At 60.7% G+C, this 20146-nt stretch carries 20 protein-coding genes and 1 tRNA gene; 4 read left to right on the forward strand and 17 right to left on the reverse strand.

The window, feature by feature from the left end; translation table 11 throughout:
* Positions 1-3: 3 nt before the first annotated feature.
* Both aroC and prmB read right to left on the reverse strand, forming a co-directional pair.
* The gene (aroC, locus tag J0F90_RS17150) at positions 4-1089 is read right to left on the reverse strand and encodes a chorismate synthase (protein ID WP_004936219.1); all 1086 of its coding nucleotides are present in this window, start codon (positions 1087-1089) and stop codon (positions 4-6) included.
* Between the two features lie 65 nt (positions 1090-1154).
* Positions 1155-2087 carry a 50S ribosomal protein L3 N(5)-glutamine methyltransferase gene (gene prmB / locus J0F90_RS17155; protein WP_028127753.1) on the reverse strand — a complete coding sequence of 311 codons (933 nt, stop codon included), beginning with the start codon at positions 2085-2087 and terminating at the stop codon, positions 1155-1157.
* A 170-nt stretch (positions 2088-2257) separates the two neighbouring features.
* On the opposite strand from prmB, the gene smrB reads away from it, so the two are divergent.
* Positions 2258-2788: an endonuclease SmrB gene (gene smrB, locus J0F90_RS17160; protein WP_004936226.1), complete on the forward strand. Its 531-nt coding sequence runs from the start codon at positions 2258-2260 to the stop codon at positions 2786-2788.
* 68 nt (positions 2789-2856) lie between these two features.
* Here smrB and sixA read toward each other — a convergent pair whose 3' ends face one another.
* The 4 genes from sixA to J0F90_RS17180 form a co-directional block, all read right to left on the reverse strand.
* Entirely contained in the window at positions 2857-3339 is a 483-nt protein-coding gene (sixA, locus tag J0F90_RS17165) for a phosphohistidine phosphatase SixA (RefSeq protein ID WP_033639751.1), read from the reverse strand.
* Positions 3340-3727: 388 nt separating this feature from the next.
* Positions 3728-5893: a fatty acid oxidation complex subunit alpha FadJ gene (gene fadJ / locus J0F90_RS17170; RefSeq protein ID WP_033639750.1), complete on the reverse strand. Its 2166-nt coding sequence runs from the start codon at positions 5891-5893 to the stop codon at positions 3728-3730.
* The gene (gene fadI, locus J0F90_RS17175; RefSeq protein ID WP_033639749.1) at positions 5893-7203 is read right to left on the reverse strand and encodes an acetyl-CoA C-acyltransferase FadI; all 1311 of its coding nucleotides are present in this window, start codon (positions 7201-7203) and stop codon (positions 5893-5895) included. The genes fadJ and fadI overlap by 1 nt, the downstream gene beginning before the upstream one ends.
* A 196-nt stretch (positions 7204-7399) precedes the next feature.
* Positions 7400-7696: a YfcZ/YiiS family protein gene (locus J0F90_RS17180; RefSeq protein ID WP_072270911.1), complete on the reverse strand. Its 297-nt coding sequence runs from the start codon at positions 7694-7696 to the stop codon at positions 7400-7402.
* Between the two features lie 405 nt (positions 7697-8101).
* Between J0F90_RS17180 and fadL the strand changes: the two genes are divergently transcribed.
* Positions 8102-9442: a long-chain fatty acid transporter FadL gene (fadL, locus tag J0F90_RS17185; protein ID WP_033639747.1), complete on the forward strand. Its 1341-nt coding sequence runs from the start codon at positions 8102-8104 to the stop codon at positions 9440-9442.
* 120 nt (positions 9443-9562) lie between these two features.
* Here the strand turns inward: fadL and mlaA are convergent, their stop codons facing one another.
* The 10 genes from mlaA to ccmA all read right to left on the reverse strand — a co-directional run bounded on the left by mlaA (position 9563) and on the right by ccmA (position 17416).
* Positions 9563-10321, reverse strand: coding sequence for a phospholipid-binding lipoprotein MlaA (gene mlaA / locus J0F90_RS17190; RefSeq protein WP_033639746.1), 759 nt, complete (start codon positions 10319-10321; stop codon positions 9563-9565).
* 28 nt (positions 10322-10349) lie between these two features.
* A complete protein-coding gene (ccmI, locus tag J0F90_RS17195; RefSeq protein WP_033639745.1) occupies positions 10350-11564 on the reverse strand; it encodes a c-type cytochrome biogenesis protein CcmI in 1215 nt (404 codons plus the stop codon).
* Positions 11564-12031: a cytochrome c-type biogenesis protein gene (locus J0F90_RS17200; RefSeq protein ID WP_015378622.1), complete on the reverse strand. Its 468-nt coding sequence runs from the start codon at positions 12029-12031 to the stop codon at positions 11564-11566. Before J0F90_RS17200 ends, ccmI begins: the two co-directional genes overlap by 1 nt.
* Positions 12028-12579, reverse strand: a complete 552-nt coding sequence (locus J0F90_RS17205; RefSeq protein WP_033639744.1) for a DsbE family thiol:disulfide interchange protein — start codon at positions 12577-12579, stop codon at positions 12028-12030. Before J0F90_RS17205 ends, J0F90_RS17200 begins: the two co-directional genes overlap by 4 nt.
* A complete protein-coding gene (locus J0F90_RS17210; RefSeq protein WP_033639743.1) occupies positions 12576-14546 on the reverse strand; it encodes a heme lyase CcmF/NrfE family subunit in 1971 nt (656 codons plus the stop codon). Before J0F90_RS17210 ends, J0F90_RS17205 begins: the two co-directional genes overlap by 4 nt.
* Complete coding sequence (gene ccmE / locus J0F90_RS17215) at positions 14543-15037, reverse strand: cytochrome c maturation protein CcmE (protein WP_004936264.1); 495 nt, start codon at positions 15035-15037, stop codon at positions 14543-14545. The genes J0F90_RS17210 and ccmE overlap by 4 nt, the downstream gene beginning before the upstream one ends.
* Entirely contained in the window at positions 15034-15270 is a 237-nt protein-coding gene (gene ccmD, locus J0F90_RS17220; RefSeq protein WP_016926840.1) for a heme exporter protein CcmD, read from the reverse strand. Before ccmD ends, ccmE begins: the two co-directional genes overlap by 4 nt.
* Positions 15267-16004 (reverse strand): heme ABC transporter permease, encoded by a 738-nt coding sequence (locus J0F90_RS17225; RefSeq protein WP_004936270.1) that lies wholly within the window; start codon positions 16002-16004, stop codon positions 15267-15269. The genes ccmD and J0F90_RS17225 overlap by 4 nt, the downstream gene beginning before the upstream one ends.
* Before the next feature lie 120 nt (positions 16005-16124).
* The gene (gene ccmB, locus J0F90_RS17230; protein ID WP_016926839.1) at positions 16125-16784 is read right to left on the reverse strand and encodes a heme exporter protein CcmB; all 660 of its coding nucleotides are present in this window, start codon (positions 16782-16784) and stop codon (positions 16125-16127) included.
* On the reverse strand, positions 16784-17416 hold the full coding sequence (ccmA, locus tag J0F90_RS17235; protein ID WP_033639741.1) for a cytochrome c biogenesis heme-transporting ATPase CcmA: 633 nt from the start codon (positions 17414-17416) through the stop codon (positions 16784-16786). Before ccmA ends, ccmB begins: the two co-directional genes overlap by 1 nt.
* Positions 17417-17645: 229 nt before the next feature.
* Between ccmA and J0F90_RS17240 the strand changes: the two genes are divergently transcribed.
* Together J0F90_RS17240 and J0F90_RS17245 are read left to right on the forward strand one after the other, a co-directional pair.
* Complete coding sequence (locus J0F90_RS17240; protein ID WP_033639739.1) at positions 17646-18572, forward strand: formate/nitrite transporter family protein; 927 nt, start codon at positions 17646-17648, stop codon at positions 18570-18572.
* A gap of 129 nt (positions 18573-18701) precedes the next feature.
* Positions 18702-18776, forward strand: a tRNA-Arg gene (locus J0F90_RS17245).
* A gap of 93 nt (positions 18777-18869) precedes the next feature.
* Here J0F90_RS17245 and J0F90_RS17250 read toward each other — a convergent pair.
* Entirely contained in the window at positions 18870-20144 is a 1275-nt protein-coding gene (locus tag J0F90_RS17250; RefSeq protein ID WP_227944594.1) for a lactonase family protein, read from the reverse strand.
* Between the last annotated feature and the right edge of the window lie 2 nt (positions 20145-20146).

Here is a 20146-nt window from a genome sequence, read left to right on the forward strand (position 1 = left end):
CGATTACCAGCGCGGCACGTCGGAAACCACATCACCGTTTTGCGCACGCTGGCGCAGCAGGTGATCCATCAACACGATCGCCATCATCGCTTCGGCGATCGGCACGGCGCGGATGCCCACGCACGGATCGTGGCGACCGCGGGTCACCATTTCCACCGCTTCGCCCTGGCGATTGATGGTGCGCCCCGGCACCATGATGCTGGAGGTCGGTTTCAGCGCCAGATGCGCGATCACCGGTTGGCCGCTGCTGATGCCGCCGAGAATGCCGCCGGCATGGTTGCTCTGGAAGCCTTCCGGGGTGATTTCATCGCGGTTTTCGCTGCCGCGTTTGGTCACCACGGCGAACCCGTCGCCGATCTCCACGCCTTTCACCGCGTTGATGCTCATCAGCGCGTGCGCCAGATCGGCGTCGAGGCGGTCAAACACCGGCTCACCCAGGCCAACCGGCACGTTTTCAGCGATCACGCTGACCTTGGCGCCGATGGAGTCGCCCTCTTTTTTCAGCGCGCGCATCAGTTCGTCCAGCGCTTCCAGCTTGTCCGGATCCGGGCAGAAGAACGGGTTCTGCTCGACCTGATCCCAGTCTTTCAGCTCACAGGTCACGTCGCCGATCTGCGCCAGATAGCCGCGCACCTGCACGCCGAACTTCTGCTGCAGGTATTTCTTGGCGATAGCGCCCGCCGCAACGCGCATGGCGGTTTCACGCGCCGAAGAGCGGCCGCCGCCGCGATAGTCGCGCAGACCGTATTTCTGTTCGTAGGTGTAGTCGGCATGCCCCGGACGGAACACGTCTTTGATGGCGCTGTAGTCTTGCGAGCGCTGATCGGTGTTTTCAATGATCAGACCGATGCTGGTGCCGGTGGTCACGCCTTCGAATACGCCGGAGAGAATGCGCACCTGATCCGGTTCGCGACGCTGGGTGGTGTAACGCGAGGTGCCCGGACGACGGCGGTCCAGATCGTGTTGCAAATCGGCTTCGGTAAGCGGGATGCCTGGCGGCACGCCGTCGACGATACAACCCAGCGCCACCCCGTGAGATTCACCGAAGGTGGTGACGCGGAAAATCTGCCCAATACTGTTTCCTGCCATCACGGCTCCTTACCGTTAGTCTTTTATCGTTATGAGGCCCGCCATACGGGCCTTGGAAATGCGGCTTAGCTGCGATAGAGGCTGAAGTGTTCCTTGCAATCCACCAGTTGCTGCTTGGTCAGCATGAACACGCCGTCGCCGCCGTTTTCGAATTCCAGCCAGGTGAACGGGATGTCCGGATATTGTTCCATCAGATGTACCATGCTGTTGCCCACTTCACAAATCAGCACGCCGTCGTCGGTCAGGTAGTCCGGCGCGCAGGCCAGAATGCGGCGCACCAGCTTCAGGCCATCGCTGCCCGCCGCCAGGCCCAGTTCCGGCTCGAAGCGGAACTCCTGCGGCAGATCCGACATGTCTTCCGCATCGACGTACGGCGGGTTGGTGACGATCAGATCGTACTGGATCGCGGGAACGTCGCGGAACAGATCGGAACGGATCGGGATCACCTGATGTTCGACGCCGTGCGCCTGAATATTGCGCTCGGTTACCGCCAGCACTTCGCTGGAGATGTCCACCGCGTCCACTTCCGCTTCCGGGAAAGCGTAGCCGCAGGCGATGGCGATGCAGCCGCTGCCGGTGCACATGTCGAGGATATGGCGCGGCGGGTGCGGGATCAGCGCGCTGAAACGATCGTTGATCAGCTCGCCGATCGGCGAACGCGGCACCAGCACGCGCTCGTCGACGTAGAATTCCATGCCGCAGAACCAGGCCTTGTTGGTCAGGTAAGCGACCGGGATGCGTTCGTTGACGCGGCGGATCACGCGCTCAACGATGCGATGGCGCTCGCTGGAAGTCAGACGGGCGGTGTGCATGTCCTCCGGAATGTCCAACGGCAGGAACAGGCTTGGCAGCACCAATTGCACCGCTTCGTCCCACGGATTATCGGTTCCGTGACCATAATAGATATTGGCGGCGTTGAAGCGGCTTACCGTCCAGCGCAGCATATCTTGAATGGTGTGCAGTTCGTTCACTGCTTCGTCGACGAAAATTTTGTCCAATTTGCCCTCCGGCAGGCGCTGTGTTTCATGATTTAGCCGCATAGTTTGCCATGAAGCCCGCGACAAATCACGCTTGCCCCTCGCGCTTTTCACTCTGGCCCGAGTTTTGCGTCGACAGCGCTCATTCACAAGGTAAACTAGCGAAATAAACGATTTCCGGTGAATGAAGCATGAAGAACAAGCCCCCTCTGAGCAAAGACGAACAACAGCTCTTCAGAGAGTCGGTGGCGGGCGCGAAAAAGCTGCGCCAGGACACCATCGTCCACCGCCCGCCGAAGCCCAAGGTCAAACAGATTGCGCCGCAGCGATTGCTGCAGGAGCAGGTCGATGCCAGCTATTATTTTTCAGATGAATACCAGCCGCAACTGGAAGAGGAAGGCCCGACGCGCTACGTGCGCCCCGGCAGCAGCCCGTATGAGCTGAAGAAGCTGCGACGCGGCGATTATTCGCCGGAACTGTTTCTTGATTTGCACGGCCTGACCCAGCTGCAGGCCAAGCAGGAGCTGGGGGCGCTGATCGCCGCCTGCAAACGCGAGCACGTGCACTGCGCCTGCGTGATGCACGGGCACGGCAAGCACATCCTCAAACAGCAAACGCCGCTGTGGCTGGCGCAGCATCCCGACGTGCTGGCGTTCCACCAGGCGCCGAAGGAATGGGGCGGCAACGCCGCCATCCTGCTGTTGGTGGAACTGGCCGAGTAGTTCCTGCAAAAACGACTCAGGGCGATGTCAGACATCGCCCTGAGTTTATTCCGCACCGCATCCGCGGTTCACACTTTGGCCATCACCTGCGACGGGCTGACCTGCCATTCAAACTTGCCGTAGCTGCCGTCGGCCGGCAGATCGACGTTGGCAATCGCCGAGGTCGCGAACATCGGCGGGCACTCGCCCGGGCACAGTTCAGCCACCAGATACCCCACCAGCGGCAGGTGCGACACGATCAGCACCGAGTTCACCCCTTGCATCGCCAGCGCCTGCAGATAGCTGCCGACCTGTTCGGCGTTGCCGCCCGGCGTCAGCTCGGGCAGCACTTCTTCGCCCTCCGGCAGCGTCAAGGCTTCACGCACCGTCGCCAGCGTCTGTTCGGCCCGCAGATAGGGGCTGACCAGCACGCGTTCAATATCCACAGACTTGGTGTTCAACCAGGCCGCCATCTGACGGGACTCGTCGCGGCCGCACAGGGTAAGGGGCCTTACCGCATCGCTGGCTGCCTCGAGCGCCGCCTCTCCGTGACGCATAATCAAAACTTGCATATTGCACCGCTGTTGTTGACAAAGTAACGCTATACAGAAACGCCGTGCGTGCTGTACCGCCGAGTTTTCCAACCCAAAGCCAAAGCTTTAAAACGATAACGCGCCGTCTCTTTATGGCGGCCGGGCATTTTGCCTGAAAGTTTGCCTAAAGAAAATGCTGTTTTTTACAGCAACCCTCCCCGGGCAAACCTCGATTGCTCACAGAACAATCAATTCAACGGGTTAAATTTTAACCTTGCCGCCATGAAATTTATTGATGACGGTCAAGCTAACTTACCGCTGCCTGCGCCTTGCTGTACAGCCTCACCGGCTGACGCTGTTGCAAGGAGTGATGGCGATCACAACGCGGCCCTGTTGCAACTATAGTGCAAATCGGGCCGTCCTGCGTTCAGCTCCCCTGCGGGTAAAAACGCTCGCCCTGCTGCGCCATGCGCTGCAAGCGTTCGCACGGCGCAAAGTGCTCGCCGTGCTGCTGGCGCAGGTATTCCAACGTTTTCACCACTTTTTCGGCGCCGAGCTCGTCCATATAGCGGAACGGGCCGCCGAGGAACGGCGGGAAGCCGATGCCGAACACCGCACCGATATCGCCGTCGCGCGCGCTGCGGATAACGCCTTCATCCAGGCAGCGCGCCGCTTCGTTCAGCATCATCATCACGCAGCGCTGGGCGACGGTCGCCGGCAGCATGTGCGACTTCGGCGTGACGCCGAGCAACGTATACAATGAGGTATCCGCACGTTTACGCCGCTGCCGCTGCTGCCCTTCGCTCGGGTAGAGATAGAAGCCGCGGCCGTTCTTGCGCCCTTTACGCCCGTCCTTCAGCACCGCATCGAACGCAGCCGGCGCGGCGAAACGCGGCCCCAGCGCCTCGACCAGCACGGGAATGATTTTGGTGCCAACGTCGATGCCCACTTCATCCAGCAGGGTAATCGGGCCGACCGGGAAACCGAAGTCCACCAGCGCCTTGTCCAGCGACTCCATCGGCTCGCCTTCCAGCAGGCAGCGCGCCGCTTCGTTGATGTACGGCGCCAGGATGCGGTTGACGTAAAAACCGGCGCTGTCGCCCACCACGATGGCGGTCTTGCCCTGCTTGTGCGCCAGCGCCACGGTGGTGGCGATGGTCTCTTCGCTGGTGCCGGCGTGCGGGATCACTTCCACCAGCGGCATTTTATCCACCGGGCTGAAGTAGTGCAGACCAATCACCTGCTGCGGCCGCTGGGCCTTTTCGGCGATGTGGCCGATAGGCAGCGAAGAGGTGTTGGAGGCGAACACGGTATGCGGCGCGCAGTTCGCTTCGACCTCGGCCACCATCTGCTGTTTCAGCGCCAGATCCTCAAACACCGCCTCGACCACGATATCCGCCTGCTCAAAGCCGGTGTAATCGGTAGAGCCGGAGATCAGCATCATCTGTTTTTGCCGCTCCGCCGGGCGCATGCGCTTGCTGCGTACCCGTTTGCCGAGCACATCCCAGCTGTATTTCAGCGCGTGATTGATGCCGGTTTCATTGATGTCTTTGATGCGAACCGGCAAACCGCCGCGCGTGGCGGTGACACAGGCGATACCGCCGCCCATCAGGCCGCCGCCGAGAATGCCGACGCGATGCAGGGCATGCGGCTGAGCGTTGCCGCCCCGCTCTTTTTTCAGCGCGGTGGAGGCGAAGAACAGGCTGCGCAACGCCGCCGACTGCGGCGTCATCGCCAGCTCGCCAAAGGCGCGCGCTTCGGCCTCATAGCCGCTGGCGCTGCCGTGATCCAGCCCGGTGCGCACCACCTGAATAATGCGCTCCGCCGCCGGGTAGTTGCCGTGGGTTTTCGCCAACGTTTTCTTGCGCACGATGCTGAACAGCAGATTTCTGCCCAGCGGGCCGTTGAGCAGGCGATCCTGCCACGGCAGCTCGCGCTGATGTTTCCAGCCCTGTTTCACCCGCTCGATGGCGGTCTGCAACAGGATCGACTGCGGCACGGCGTCGTCCACCAGCCCCATGCGCAGCGCCTGGCGGGCGCGAATGTGCTTGCCGGTCAGGATCATGTCCAGCGCCTTGGCGGCGCCGATCAGGCGCGGCAGGCGCTGAGTGCCGCCAGAGCCCGGCAGCAGGCCCAGCTGCACTTCCGGCAGACCGAGCGCGGTTTTGTCATCCAGCGAACAGACGCGGCCGTGGCAGGCCAGCGCCAACTCCAGGCCGCCGCCAAGGCAGGCGCCGTGGATGGCGGCCACCACCGGCACCGGGAAGGCGGCGATCTGCGCCAGCGTGCTCTGCCCTTTCTTGGCCAGCGTTTCCGCCTCTTTGGCGCTGGTGCAGGCGGCGATCATGGTGATGTCGGCGCCGGCGATAAACGAGTCCGGCTTGCCGGAAACGATCACCAGCCCTTCCAGCGCGGTATGCTGCTGCGCCCGGATCAGCACGTCATTCACCTGTTCGACGAACTCGGCCTTGAGCGTATTGACCTTGTCGCCCGGCACGTCGATGGTGATCACGCCGATATTGTCGGGGCGAATCGTCAGCTGAAAGGCCGACGGTTTGGCCCGCTGTTCGTGCAATGCGTTTTCGGCACTCATTATTCCACCTCCACGATCATCGCGGCACCTAACCCGCCGGCGGCGCAGGCGGTGGTCAGGCCCAACCCGCCGCCTCGGCGTTTCAGCTCGCGCAGCGTCTGGGTGATCATGCGCGCGCCGGTGGCGGCGAACGGGTGGCCATAGGCGATGGAACCGCCCAAGACGTTGAATTTGTCCATGTCCACCTCGCCGATCGCCTGGCTGCGGCCAAGCTTCTCGCGGGCGAACGCTTCGCTGGCGAACATCTTCAGGTTAGCCAGCGTTTGCGCGGCGAAAGCTTCATGCATGTCGATGAGCGTCAGATCGGCCAGACCGATGCCGGCGCGATCCAGCGCCAGCGGCGTAGCGTAAGAAGGCCCCAGCAGCATGTCTTCCCACACGTCGATGGCGGCGAAGGCGAAACTGCGCAGATAGCCGAGCGGCTGCAGCCCCAGCGCTTTGGCGCGCGATTCGCTCATCATCAATACCGCCGCCGCGCCGTCGGTCAGCGGCGTGCTGTTGGCCGCGGTGACGCTGCCATGCTTGCGATCGAACGCCGGTTTCAGCTTGGCGTAAGAAGCCAGGCTGGAGTCTTTGCGGATATTGTTGTCTTCGGAAAGCTGGGCGCGGTAAGGCGGCACGTAGGCGGTCATCACCTCGTCGCGCAGCCACCCCTCCCGCCAGGCTCTGGCCGCCAGTTCGTGGGAACGGTGCGCCAGCGCATCCTGCGCTTCGCGGGTGATGCCGTGGCTTTTCGCCATCTGCTCAGCGGTATCGCCCATGCGCAGACCGGTGGAATACTCCGCCACCGCCGGCGGCACCGGCATCAGATCGCGGAATTTCAGCCGGCTGAACAGTTTGAGACGCTGCGACAGCGTGCGCGCCTTGTTGACGTCCACCAGCGTGCGCGCCAACGCCTTGCTGACCCCGATCGGCAAGACGGAAGAAGAGTCCGCCCCGCCGGCGATGCCGACGCTGATGCTGCCGGCCATGATGCTCTCCGCCACGTTGGCGATCGCCTGGAAGCTGGTGGCGCAGGCGCGCGACACGCTGTAAGCGTCGGTATGAACGCTCATGCCGGTGCCAAGCACGATTTCACGCGCGATGTTCGGCGCCTCGGGCATTTGCACCACCTGGCCGAACACCAGCTGTTCGATCAGTTGCGGATCGATGCCGCTGCGCGCCAATAGCTCGCTCACCGCCGTTTTCCCTAAATCCACCGCCGGAATGCCGTGATAGGCAGTCGCCTGTTTGGCAAAGGGGGTACGCAGTCCATTCACAATCGCAATGCGGTCACCATGACGGGTCACCAACGGCAGTGCCTTACTCATAAATGCTCCCGAAGAAAATAACGTCAGCGCAATGGGCAGAAAGAGGTCTGACCTGATGAGGTCATTGTTAACCAAACGGTTACATTTGGCAAACCGGCAGAGATCAAAACTGCGAGCAGGCGCACTTTCTATGGGGAACGAGGCGGAGAAGGAAATCCCCGGCGCGCAGCAGGCGGCGCCGGGGGTAAAGCGGGGATTAACGCAGGCCGAGCTGGAAGATCAGGGTTTCCGCCTGGCAGGCGAAGGTGAAATCGGCCTCCAACTGCACGCCGCCGTCAACCGGTTTAATGCTACTGCTGATGTCACAAGGATCGGACTCGACCGCGCGCGCCTTTTCGCTCAGGGCCGCCAGCATCGCCTCCGCATCTTGTTGATTACCGAACACCTGGCTGTAGGACGCGGTGCAATCGGTGTTATCCATCACGGTGCCGACATCCACGCAGCAACACGCGGCGGTTTCCTGGGCGCTGCATTTATTAATTGCATCTGACATGATTGGTTCTCCTCAAGGGCCTCTGTTATCAGCCCAAATTGCCGTTTCACTCACCGGCACAAAGCCACAAAATTCTGCGGGTATTTTACGCTTCCACGCCGGCAATCACTAGCACTTACTTTTACTGGGTGTTTTAAGTGATGGAAATCACAAATAAAAATGAGCATCTGCTAAGGAACGGTAAGAATTTTGTTATTTACCGCTGGCTTTTTGTTAAGCAGATCTCTTTTTTGATATCAGATTGGAAATATTTCAAAAACAAACTTGCAACAATTTCACAGGTCAGACCTATACTTCAGCCACTGGTCTGATTTGTCTGAACGATAACGGACCCTACAATCCCGCGCTCCTTGTTACTTCGTGTAACAATAGTTTAAATAATAAACACATAATGAGGTTTTGGTCATGAGCCAGAAAAACCTATTGACTAAATCAGCTCTCGCAGCTGCAGTGGCAATTATTTCTTCAAACGTGTCTGCCGCAGGATTCCAGCTGAATGAGTTCTCATCAGCTGGTTTAGGACGTTCGTATTCTGGCGAAGGCGCCATGGCGGATACGGCGGCTTCCGCAAGCCGCAACCCGGCGTTGTTGATGATGTATACCCGCCCCGAGCTGTCCATCGGCGCAGTCTTCATCGACCCGGACGTTGACATCACCGGCAAATCGCCTTCCGGCGCCAGCCTGGACTCCAAAAATATCGCCCCTGTCGCCTGGGTGCCGAACCTGCATTATGTTCACCCGATTAACGATCAGTTCGCCGTAGGCGGCTCGGTCACCAGCAACTTCGGTTTGGCGACCGAATTCAACGACGGTTATACCGCCGGCGCTTACGGCGGTAAGACCGATCTGACTACCGTTAACCTCAACCTGAGCGGCGCCTACCGTCTGAATCAACACTTCAGCTTCGGTCTGGGCTTCGATGCGGTGTACGCCAAAGCCAAACTGGAACGTTACGCCGGTGAATTGCCGAAACTGCTTGCAGGTCAAGGCCTGCAAACCGGTAGATTAACGCCTCAGCAAGCCGGAATGATCGCTCAAATCCCTGGCGATACCCAGATTTCTCACCTGAAAGGCGATAAATGGGGTTACGGCTGGAACGCCGGCATCCTGTACGAAGTGGATGAAAACAACCGTTACGGCTTCACCTATCGCTCTGAAGTCAAAATCAAGTTCGACGGCGATTACAAGAGCAGCCTGCCAGCACAATTCAACCCTCTGACTCAATCTCTGGGCTTAGGCTTGCCTTGGGGCACCAGCGGCAGCACCATCCCGGGTTCTCTGGATCTGAACCTGCCGGAAATGTGGGAGCTGTCCGGTTACAACAAAGTGGCGCCGCAGTGGGCCATTCACTACAGCCTGGCCTATACCAGCTGGAGCCAGTTCCAGGAGTTGAGAGCCACCGGCAACAATGGTCAGACGCTGTTCGAGAAGCATGAAGGCTTCCGCGATGCCTACCGTATCGCGCTGGGCACCACCTACTTCTACGACGACAACTGGACCTTCCGGACCGGTATCGCCTTCGATGACAGCCCGGTGCCCGCCCAAAACCGTTCGATCTCCATTCCCGATCAGGACCGTTTCTGGCTGAGTGCCGGTACTACCTATGCGTTCAACAAAGACGCCTCGGTTGATGTCGGCGTGTCCTACATGCACGGCCAGAAAGTCACCATCAACGAAGGCCCTTACACCTTCAACTCGGTGGGTAAAGCCTGGCTGTACGGCGCCAACTTCAACTACCGCTTCTAATTTCGCCTGAGATGGATGCCAAAGCGCCCCCTGGGGCGCTTTTTCTTTGCCTGCCGCTTGCCGCCGGCATAAAAAAAAAACCCGCCTGACGGCGGGTTTTCATTGGCATAATGCCCAGGATTACTGCGAGTCGATCTCGTCCAGTTCGCCCTGAATCGCCTTGGCGTTCGGGTTCTCTTCCGGCTTGAGCGAGCCGCCGTTGGCGATGAAATCGTGGCGCTGGAAGTAAGCCTCGCGCACCATGACATAAGGATCGGAAGAGTTGCGCAGCAGGCCGTCGGAATCCAGCAGTTGAGCGCGGGTTTCGATACCCTCGACCACCCATTTGCCCGCCGACATCCAGAAGGTCAGGTAGCTCAGCATCGGATACAGCGTATCCGCAAAGTCGCCGCCTTCGTCACGCAGCGTGAAGCTGCCGTAGCCCGGCAACATCACGTACGGGCCGTAACCCACATCGTAATGACCCAGCGTGCTGCCGAAGCGGTTCGGTTCTTCGCGCGCCAGTTTCGGGTTGGCCATGCCGGCCACATCGATCAGACCGCCCATCCCAAGCAGGGTGTTCAGGAAGAAACGGTTGAAGTGGATCATCCCGCGGTAGGGATCGCCCTTCAGGAAGGCGTTGACCATGCTGGCCGGCTCTTCCAGGTTGGAGGTGAAGTTGCTGATGCCGTTACGCGCCGGCATCGGCACGTAGTCGCGCCAGGCCACCGCGACCGGACGCAGAATATAAGGATCCAGGACGTTGTAGTTGAAGTCGAACATCGTCCGGTTAAATCCTTCCAGAGGATCGGAACGCCCTTGCGGCTCATTGTCTGGCGCGCTGGCACAGCCCACCAGTAATGCCGCTGCGAATGCCACCCCAGTCAGGCGAAAGTTCATATTTTTCTCCATAAAAACACGTTCGGTCTTATTTTTCAGGGACCTGCTTGTTTATCTGAACGCTAACCTGCTCTTTGCCGCTGAATGTCTGCAGCGAGCTTTCGCCGAACCAGTCCCCCGGCTGCGGCGTGGCCAATCCGTCCTGTGAGAGGCGCACACGCACCTGCACCTGATGCTGTGCCGAGAGTAGACGCTCGGGCATCATGGCGTTGCTGTCGTCCAGAGAGAAAGACAGCGGAAAACGGCTCAACGGCAATTGTTTTACCGCGACCGGCACCGGGCTGACGCCGTCGGTCACCGAGATAACCAGCGTCCCCTGCGGCGGCATGGCTTTCGCCGCCTGCGGTGACAGTGAAACAGTCACATTCAGTTTAACAGTTTCTCCGCCGGCCTGGGCTTTTGCTTGTGCAATACTGCGCTTTATCACTTCCGCGCGCGGATCGTTGGCCGGCAGCAGCTGCAGCATCACTTGCCAGGCGCCGATCGCCTGTTTGAAATCGCCCTGTTCGAAGGCATTGAACGCCAGCAGGCTCAGCACCCGCGGATCGCTGTGGTTTTCCGCGATCATGCGCCGCAACAGCTGCGTCGCCTGCTTGTTATCCTCCGGATCGTTGGATCGCGTCAAGACCTCGGCATAGCCGAGCCGCACTTCCAGACTATTCGGATCCAATTGATAAGCATGAGCAAAGGCCTGCGTGGCGGTAGTGGCATTGTTCAACGCCATGCCGACGCGCCCCAGCATCATCCAGTCGTTGATATTGCGATCGTCCTGCTGCAGCGCGGTGCGCAGCCCCAACCCGAGACGGGCAATCTCTTCCATGCTCAGCGGTTTGGCGCGCTCATTGGCGACGCGCTCGCGCAATTCCGGCATTTGCGCCTGCACCAGGCGCCAGTCCAGCACCTGCGCCAGCCCGCCGGTTTTCAGATAAAAGCCAACGGTCACCGCCAGCAATAACAGCACGCCCGGCACCAGCGCCCAGCGGTTGATCGGCTTCGCCTGCGCCATCTGCTCGGCCGGGATATCGTTCAACAGGTTCTGTTGCAGCTCTTTGACCAGTTCCGGACGCTCGGCTACCACGCCCTGCTGCTCATCCTGCTCCAACTCGCTGAGGCGATCCTGATAAAACGCCTTGTTCAACGCATCGCGCGTGGCGGCGCTCTGCTTGCCGTGGCGCATCGCCGGCACCACCAGCAACGCGGCGGCGCCGGCCAGCAACACGCAAATAATCAGCCAAAAAGCCATTAGGGTTTCTTCCTGTCAGTCTCTTGCAACAGCGCCGCCAGGCGCTGCCGTTCCCGTTCGGAGAATGCATCGTCCACCGCCGCGTCGGGCTTGCGACGGGTGCGCAGGATCACCACCGCCCCGCCGATCAATACGAACAGCAGCGGGCCGATCCACAAGATCAGCGTCGCCGGCGTTACCGGCGGCTCGTAGGTGACGAAGTTGCCATAACGCGCCACCATGTAATCGATGATCTGCTGCTTGCTTTGCCCCTGCATCATCAGCTCGTACACCTTGGTGCGCATGTCGGCGGCGATAATGGCGTTGGAATCGGCAATGCTGTTGTTCTGGCATTTCGGGCAGCGCAGCTGTTCGGTCAACTCGCGATACTGCTGCTCCTGCTCGACGGAGTTGAAGCGATAGGTATCGATCGCCGCGGCGGCGCTCCAGCTAAGCAGCGCGGCGCACAGCAGAACAATCAACCTCATGCCTCACCCCCGTACTTTTTATACAGCGGCAGCACTTCCTGCTGCCAGACGCGCTCATTCATGTCGCCGGCGTGGCGATAGCGAATGATCCCCTGGCCGTCGATAAGGAAGGTCTCAGGCGCGCCGTACACCCCGAGATCCAACCCCAGCATGCCGTCACCGTCGTACAGGCTGAGCGCATAGGGATTGCCCAGGGAATTCAGCCAGGCCACCGCCTTGGCGCGATCGTCTTTATAGTTCAGGCCGACCACCCGTACGCCGCGCGCCGCCAGCGTATTGAGATACTGATGTTCCGCGCGGCAGGTCGGGCACCAGGTGGCCCAGACGTTGAGCAAGATCGGCTTGCCGTCGCGCAGCACCGCCTGATCGTAGGTTTTGCCGGGCTGATCCAGCGATTCCAGCTTGAAGGTCGGCACCGGTTTGCCGATCAGCGCCGACTCCAGCATGGTCGGATCTTCGCCGCCGGCGTTGCGCGTCAGTTGCACCATCAGGGCCGCCACCAGCAGCAGGAAGAGCACCAACGGGATAAACAGCAGCTTACGCTTCATGATTGCGCCTCCAGCTTGCCTTCGCGCTTGAGCTTTTTGCTCATGCGATAACGCGGGTCGAGAATGCACAGCAGGCCGCCGATCGCCATAAAGACGCCGCCGAACCAGATCCAGCGCACGAAGGGTTTGTAATACAGACGCACCGCCCAGGATCCGTCTTCCAGCTCCTCGCCCAGCGCCGCGTACAGATCGCGGCTGAACCCGCCGTCGATCGCCGCCTCGGTCATCATGCTGCGCGCCACGCTGTAGTAGCGTTTCTCCGCATGCAGCGTCGCCTCCGACTTGCCGTTGCGCGTCACGTCGATGATGCCGACGCCGCCGCTGTAGTTCGGGCCGCGAATGTCGTGCACGTCGCGGAACACGAAGTGATAATTGTGGATATCCACGCTGTCGCCGGCCTTCATCCGCACGTCGCGCTCCACGCTGTAGTTCTGGCTGAAGGCGATGCCGATCACCGTCACCGCCACGCCGAGGTGGCCGAGCACCATGCCCCAATGGCTGCGAGACAGCTGCCGCAGACCGCGCCAGAAACCGTGGCGGTGGGTGGCGCGCTCATGCAGCTCCATCAGCGTCAGGATGATCACCCACAGCGCCATGATCAGGCCCACCACCGTCATGCCGGCGATGCTGTCCTGCAGCAGCCACGGCAGCAGAATCGACAGCACCAGCGTCACCAGCAGCGCCACGCCGAGGCGGCGCCACAGCTTGCGCGGCTCATCGCGGCGCCAGCGCACCAGCGGCCCGATACCCAACAGCAGCGCCAATGGCGCCATCAGCCAGGTGAACATGGTGTTGAAGAACGGCTCGCCGATCGAAATGCTGCCCAGCCCCAACTGTTTGTGCACCAGCGGCAGCAGCGTGCCCAACAGCACCACCAGCATGGCGGCGATCAGCAACACGTTATTGCCCAGCAGGAAGGTCTCGCGCGAGAAAGTCTCGTGCTGCACCCGGCTGCGCACCTGGCCGCCCTTGACCGCGTACAGCAGCAGCGAACCGCCGATGACGATCACCAGATAGGCGAGAATAAACATGCCGCGCGCCGGATCGGAGGCGAAGGAGTGCACCGAGACCAGCACGCCGGAGCGCACCAGGAAGGTGCCCAGCAGGCACAGCGAGAAGGCGGTGATCGCCAGCAGCACCGTCCAGGCTTTGAACGTGCCGCGTTTTTCGGTCACCGCCAGCGAATGCATCAGCGCGGTGCCGGCCAGCCACGGCATAAAGGAGGCGTTCTCTACCGGATCCCAGAACCACCAACCGCCCCAGCCCAACTCATAGTAGGCCCAGGCCGATCCGAGCACGATGCCCAGCGTGAGGAACACCCAGGCGGCGGTAGTCCACGGGCGTGACCAGCGCGCCCAGGCGGTGTCGAGCCGGCCGGCCATCAGCGAGGCGATGGCGAACGCGAAGGCGACCGAGAAGCCGACATAGCCCATGTACAGCAGCGGCGGGTGGAAGATCAGGCCGATATCCTGCAGCAGCGGGTTGAGATCGCTGCCGTCGATCGGGAAGTTCGGCAGCGTACGGGTGAACGGATTGGAGGTCATGATGATGAACAGCAGGAAACCGGCGGTGATCATGCCCATCACCGACAGCACCCGCGCCACCGCGTCCTGCGGCATCGCCCGGCTGCACAATGCCACCGCCAGCGACCAGCAGCTCAGCAGCAGCACCCACAGCAGCAGCGAACCTTCGTGCGCCCCCCAGGTGGCGGCGATGCGGTAATACACCGGCAGTTGGGTATTGGAGTTGGTGGCCACGTAGGCGACGGTAAAGTCATTGACCACGAAGGCATGCACCAGGCACAGGAACGCCAGCGCAATCGCGGCGAACATGCCATAGGTCAGCGGGCGGGCCACCGCCATCATGCGGCTGTCCTGTCGCGCCGCGCCCCACTGCGGGTAAATGCTCAGCAGCAGCGCGATCGCCAGCGCCAGGCACAGCAGAAAACTGCCCAGTTCTGGCATCATGACTTGGCGCCCTCCGCCTGCGGCGCGTTATACGCTTCCGCCGGCCCTTTGTGATTCTCTTTCATCGCGTCGGCCACTTCCGGCGGTGTGTATTTCTCGTCGTGCTTGGCCAGCACTTCACGCGCGTTGACCACGTTGCCCTCGCCCAGCACGCCCTGCGCCACCACACCCTGCCCTTCGCGGAACAGGTCCGGCAGAATGCCGGTGTAGGTCACGCCGATCGCGCCGCGCGCGTCGTAAATCTTGAAGCTGACCTGCAGCGTATTGGGATCGCGTTTCACCGAGCCCGGCATCACCATGCCGCCGATGCGCAGCCGTTGGCCGACCTCGGGCTTCTCATGATTTTCGCCCTTGCCCTGCAGGATCTCACCCGGGGTATAGAACAGATCGATGTTGGAGCGCAGCGCGTACAGCATCAGGGTCGCGGTCAGCGCAATCCCGATCAGCACAACGATCGCCAGATAAAGGCGGCTTTTACGACGTGGATTCACAATGATTTCTCCCGCGGTGCGGCGGATTTTTGTTTTGATTGTTGCGCATGGCGAATGCGCCGCTCGCGCGCCTGACGTCGGCCGATCTCGGCGAGCAACTGCCGCCGCTGCCAGACGGTGTGCGCCACCAGCCCCAACAGCGAAATCAGCGTGGCGGCGACCGCCAGCCAGACATAGAAGGCATAACCGCCCATGGCGAAAAACGCCGGCCAGGAATCGAATGCGGCATTCATGACTGACGCTCCTTGTTCACCAGCCCGGCGACCCACGGGCGCTGGCGCTCCTGGAACAGGATCAGATTGCGCAGGCGCATCAGCGTCAGCGTGACGAACAACAGCAGGTAGCCGAGGATCGCCCAGCGCAGCGGGGTGCGCATGCTGGGCGCGATGGATTGCTGCATGTTGGTCGAGCCCTGATGCAGCGTGTTCCACCATTCGACGGAGAAATGGATGATCGGAATGTTCACCACGCCCACCAGCACCAGAATGCCGGCGGCCCGGCCCGCCAGGCGGCGGTCTTCGAAAGCGTTATACAGCGCGATGACGCCCATATAAAGGAACAGCAGCACCAGCTCGGAGGTCAGCCGCGCATCCCATACCCACCAGGTGCCCCACATCGGCTTGCCCCAGGCGGAGCCGGTCACCAGCGCGATAAAGGTGAACACCGCGCCGATCGGCGCCATCGCCGCCACCACGGTATCGGACATTTTCATCTGCCACACCAGGCCGATAAACGCCGCCACCGCCATCGAGGCATAGATGCCCATCGACCACATGGCCGCCGGCACGTGAATATAAATGATGCGGAAGCTGTCGCCCTGCTGATAATCCTTCGGCGCGAAGCCAAAGCCCCATGCCCAGCCAAGCAGCAGGCAGGCCGCCGCCGCCAGCCCCAGCCAGGGGATAAAGCGGCCGCAGACATGATACAGCCGTTCAGGCCGCGCCAGTTGATGTAACCATTTCCACATTGTCGTCAGTGCTCACGGTAATTTTTATGCGTCGGCCGCCTCGAGCTTTCGAAACGGCGAAAATCTTCTGCGGGGTACGCTCTTGCCGGCCTTGCCCCGTCTGTTCATTCAATTTGTTAGCTAGTGCACGCTCACTCGCAGCGCCGCTGCGGCGGCAAACGGCGCCAATGTCACGCTGCCCGCCAGCATCGCGCCGAGTATCGCCAGGTAACCGTCGATCGGCATGCCCATCGCGGCGGCGTCGATCGCGCCGGTGGCGAAGATCAGCACCGGGATATACAGCGGCAGCACCAGCAGGCTGAGCAGCACGCCCCCTTTGCGCAGGCCGACGGTCAGCCCCACGCCAATAGCGCCGATCAGGCTCAGCGTCGGCGTGCCGAGCAGCAGCGTACCCGCCACCGCCAGCCAGGTTTGCATATCAAGCGACAACAGCAGCGCCACCAGCGGCGACAGGATCAGCAGCGGCAATCCCGTCACGACCCAGTGAGCACACACTTTGCCCAGCACCGTCATCGGCAGCGGCGTCGGCAGCAGCAACAGCTGCTCCAGCGAGCCATCGAGAAAATCGTCGCGAAACAGCCGCTCCAGCGACAGCAGCGAGGCCAACAGCGCCGCCACCCATACGATGCCCGGCGCAATGCGCGCCAGCAGCTGCGGCTCCGGGCCAATCCCCAACGGGAACAGCGTGATCACAATCAGGAAAAACCACAGCGGGTTGACGATCTCCGAACCTTTACGGCAGGCGATTTTCAGTTCGCGACGCACCAGGGTCAAAAACATCACAAACTCCCCGCGTCGTGTTCCGCCAAACGAATTTTGCCCACCGTTTGGCTGACGCCGGCCAAATCCTGATGGGTGGTCAACAATACCATGCCGCCCCGCTGCGCATGTTGCTCAAAAAGGCTAATCAACTCGGCCACGCCCTGTTTATCGATCGCCGTTAGCGGCTCATCGAGGATCCACAGCGGCGCCGCGCTGAGCCACAGGCGCGCCAACGCCACGCGCCGCTGCTGCCCGGCGGAAAGCTGCGCCACCGGCAGATCTTCGTAGCCCACCAACCCCACCTGCTCCAGCGCGCGCCAGATAGCCTGATGCTCGGCCGCGCCGCGCACCGCCTGATAAAACTGCAGGTTTTCGAAGGGTGTCAATACGGCTTTTATGCCCGGTTGATGGCCGATAAACAGCAAATCTTGCTGGTAATCCGCGCGAGCGCGCAGCGTGTCACGCCCGCGCCAGCACACCTCACCGCCGTCCGGCCGCGCCAGACCGGCGAGGATGCGCAGCAAACTGGTCTTGCCCGCGCCGTTCGGCCCCTCTACCTGAATGATATCGCCCGGCTGAACTGAAAAGCTTAGCTCGCTAAACAGGATGCGCTCATCGCGCACGCAACTCAGACTTTTGGCTTCCAGCATCGGGGAACTCATATTTTTCTTTGGGATAGCGAATCATAGCATAAGCCTTTCCCCACACGCAGCCTGCGGCGGGCGCGCCGAGGGGCCAATATGGCGAGCAGGATCAAGAATGCGTGGAAAAAACCGGCGGATTTTAACTCTTGTTACCTTTTTCTGTATTTCGCCGCATTTAGGCCGGGCAACTACGCTTAATGACGTGACCTCACCCTTATTGAGCAGGAGCGACAGCATGAACGAACAGCAACGCCAGGAGCACGAGCCGGATGAGACAATGCAGGTAGAGAGCGAAGAGCAGGAACAGGGCAAACGCGAAATCGAAGTCAGGGAAGAGAATCTGCCGTCGCGCGCGGCGGCGGTGCATGAACAGATCCGAATGGAAGGCGAAAAAGAGCTGGAGCGCGATGGGCTGGCGCTGCTGTGGTCGGCGATCGCCGCCGGGCTGTCGATGGGCGCCTCACTGGCGGCGAAAGGCATTTTCCACGCCCGCTTGCCGGACGATCCCAGCCGCTTTTTCATCGAAAACCTCGGCTACACCTTCGGTTTTATCATTGTCATCATGGCGCGCCAGCAGCTGTTTACCGAAAACACCGTCACGGCGGTCTTGCCCATCATGCACAAACCCACGCCGCGCAACCTGCTGATCCTGCTGCGCCTGTGGGGCGTGGTGCTGCTCGGCAACCTGATCGGCACCGCGCTGGCGGCGCTGGCGTTTACCCATATGCCGCTGTTCGACGCCGAAACGCGCCGCGCCTTCATCAGCCTGGGCGAAGAGGTGATGCGCCATACGCCGGGAGAAATGTTCGCCAACGGCATCCTGGCCGGCTGGATCATCGCCACCATGGTATGGATGTTCCCGGCCGCCGGCGCGGCGAAAATCTGGGTGATCGTGTTGATGACCTACCTGGTGGCGATTTGCGATCTGACCCATATCGTGGTCGGTTCGGTAGAGATCCTCTATCTGGTGTTCAACGGCGCGATTGGGTGGCAGGAATTCGTCTATCCGTTCGCCCTGCCGACGCTGGCGGGCAACATCATCGGCGGCACCTTTATCTTTGCGTTGATAAGCCATGCGCAGATCCGCAACGATTTGAGCGCCCAAAAACGGGCGGCGCGTCAGCAACAGGAAAAACGGCGCCACGGCGGGGAAAAACCGTGATCGCCGTCGGTTAGGCGAGGAAATTTCGGCGCTAACTGGCGAGGTATTGAGCAAACGCGCCGCTAAGCGCTTATTCTGCGGGTAAAAAAAGGTATAATGCCCCGGCAGCTTCGGTTGCCAGCCCGCAGCGTCCCCGTAGTTAAACGGATATAACAAGCCCCTCCTAAGGGCTAGTTACTGGTTCGATTCCAGTCGGGGACACCATTATTTATTATCAAGCCATTCCCCATCATCGGCACCCGCAATCCCCCTTCTCCACGCCTCAGACCCGATTTCCTCCGCGCGTTATGATTGGCATTAATTGAAAAACTTGATATCCGTCGGCGTAGAAATCGTCGCCGCCTCACCTTTGGCCTTCAACTCCCCCGTCTCATCATCGAAATCGAACAGCGTAACGGTATTGGTGAACACGTTCGTGACATAAAGATGGTTGCCAGTGGCATCGAAAGCGAGCGCACGCGGCTCAATGCCGCCGGCCTCGTAGCGCGTCGTCTCCCCTGGCAGCCCATCCCCACCAATTTTTAATACCAGCAAATGGTTATCGGCACCGCGATTGGTGGCAATAAGATATCTGCCGCTCGGGCTGAGGATAATGGCTCCGCCGCTTTTCGCCTCCGCGGAATCCTGCCCGCCGTTCAGTTTCACTTTTCCTTGTAGCGTCAATCGATGGTCGCTGACGGTAAACGCCTCGATTTCACCCGCCATTTCGGTGATGACATAGGCATACTCGCCTTTCGGCGAGAACACCATGTGCCTTGGGCCGGCGCCTGGCGCAAAGCTGACATCGCGCGATGCATCCGCCTGCAACGGCTGTGCGCTATCCGAGCGATAGCGATAGGCGTGCAGCTTGTCCCCGCCGAGATCCGCCGCATACAGATATTTACCATCGCGGCTGAAGGTGGTTGAGTGCGCATGGCCCCCTTCCTGGCGCCCCTGCACGGCGCCAGAACCTGATATAAACGGATAATGCTGCACCCGTTCACCCAGTTTGCCGTCACTGCCAATTGGCAATACCGTCATCCCCGCGCCGCCTTTGGCGACGGAGTAGTTGGCGACAAACAGAAACTTGCCATCCGGACTGAGGGTGGCGTGCGTCGGCTGCTGGCCCGCACTGTTCACCGTATTCAGCACCCGCACGCTGCCAGCGTCGTCTATTGCCAAGGCGGTCACCGTTCCCGCGTTCTCCTCATTGGTGGCATAGGCGAAACGGCCATCGCGAGATTTTACGATCCACGATGGGCTTTTCATTTTAACCACGTCGAGCAGCGTTAACGTGCCGTCGCCATTAACCGTCAGGCGATAGAGCCCTTCACTGGGTCTTGCCGGTTTCTGCACCGCAGGCGCATCCGGAATATGGGTCCAGGTACCGACTAACGCTATTTGCTGATGTTCCCGATTATTGGCCATCGCATTTCCTGAAAACATGAGAAAAATTAACACCGCAGTTAATTGAATGGCCTGCCGGCCTAAGCCGGCAACGATTGTTCGGCCTAGTGCAGACAATATAGAAGATAGCATAAAGCGAGCTTGACGCCGCTTATTAATCGAGTCGAGAGGTTTTTCTCTATTCATGA

It is taken from the genome of Serratia marcescens subsp. marcescens ATCC 13880, from assembly GCF_017299535.1.
Taxonomy (GTDB): Bacteria; Pseudomonadota; Gammaproteobacteria; order Enterobacterales; family Enterobacteriaceae; genus Serratia; species Serratia marcescens.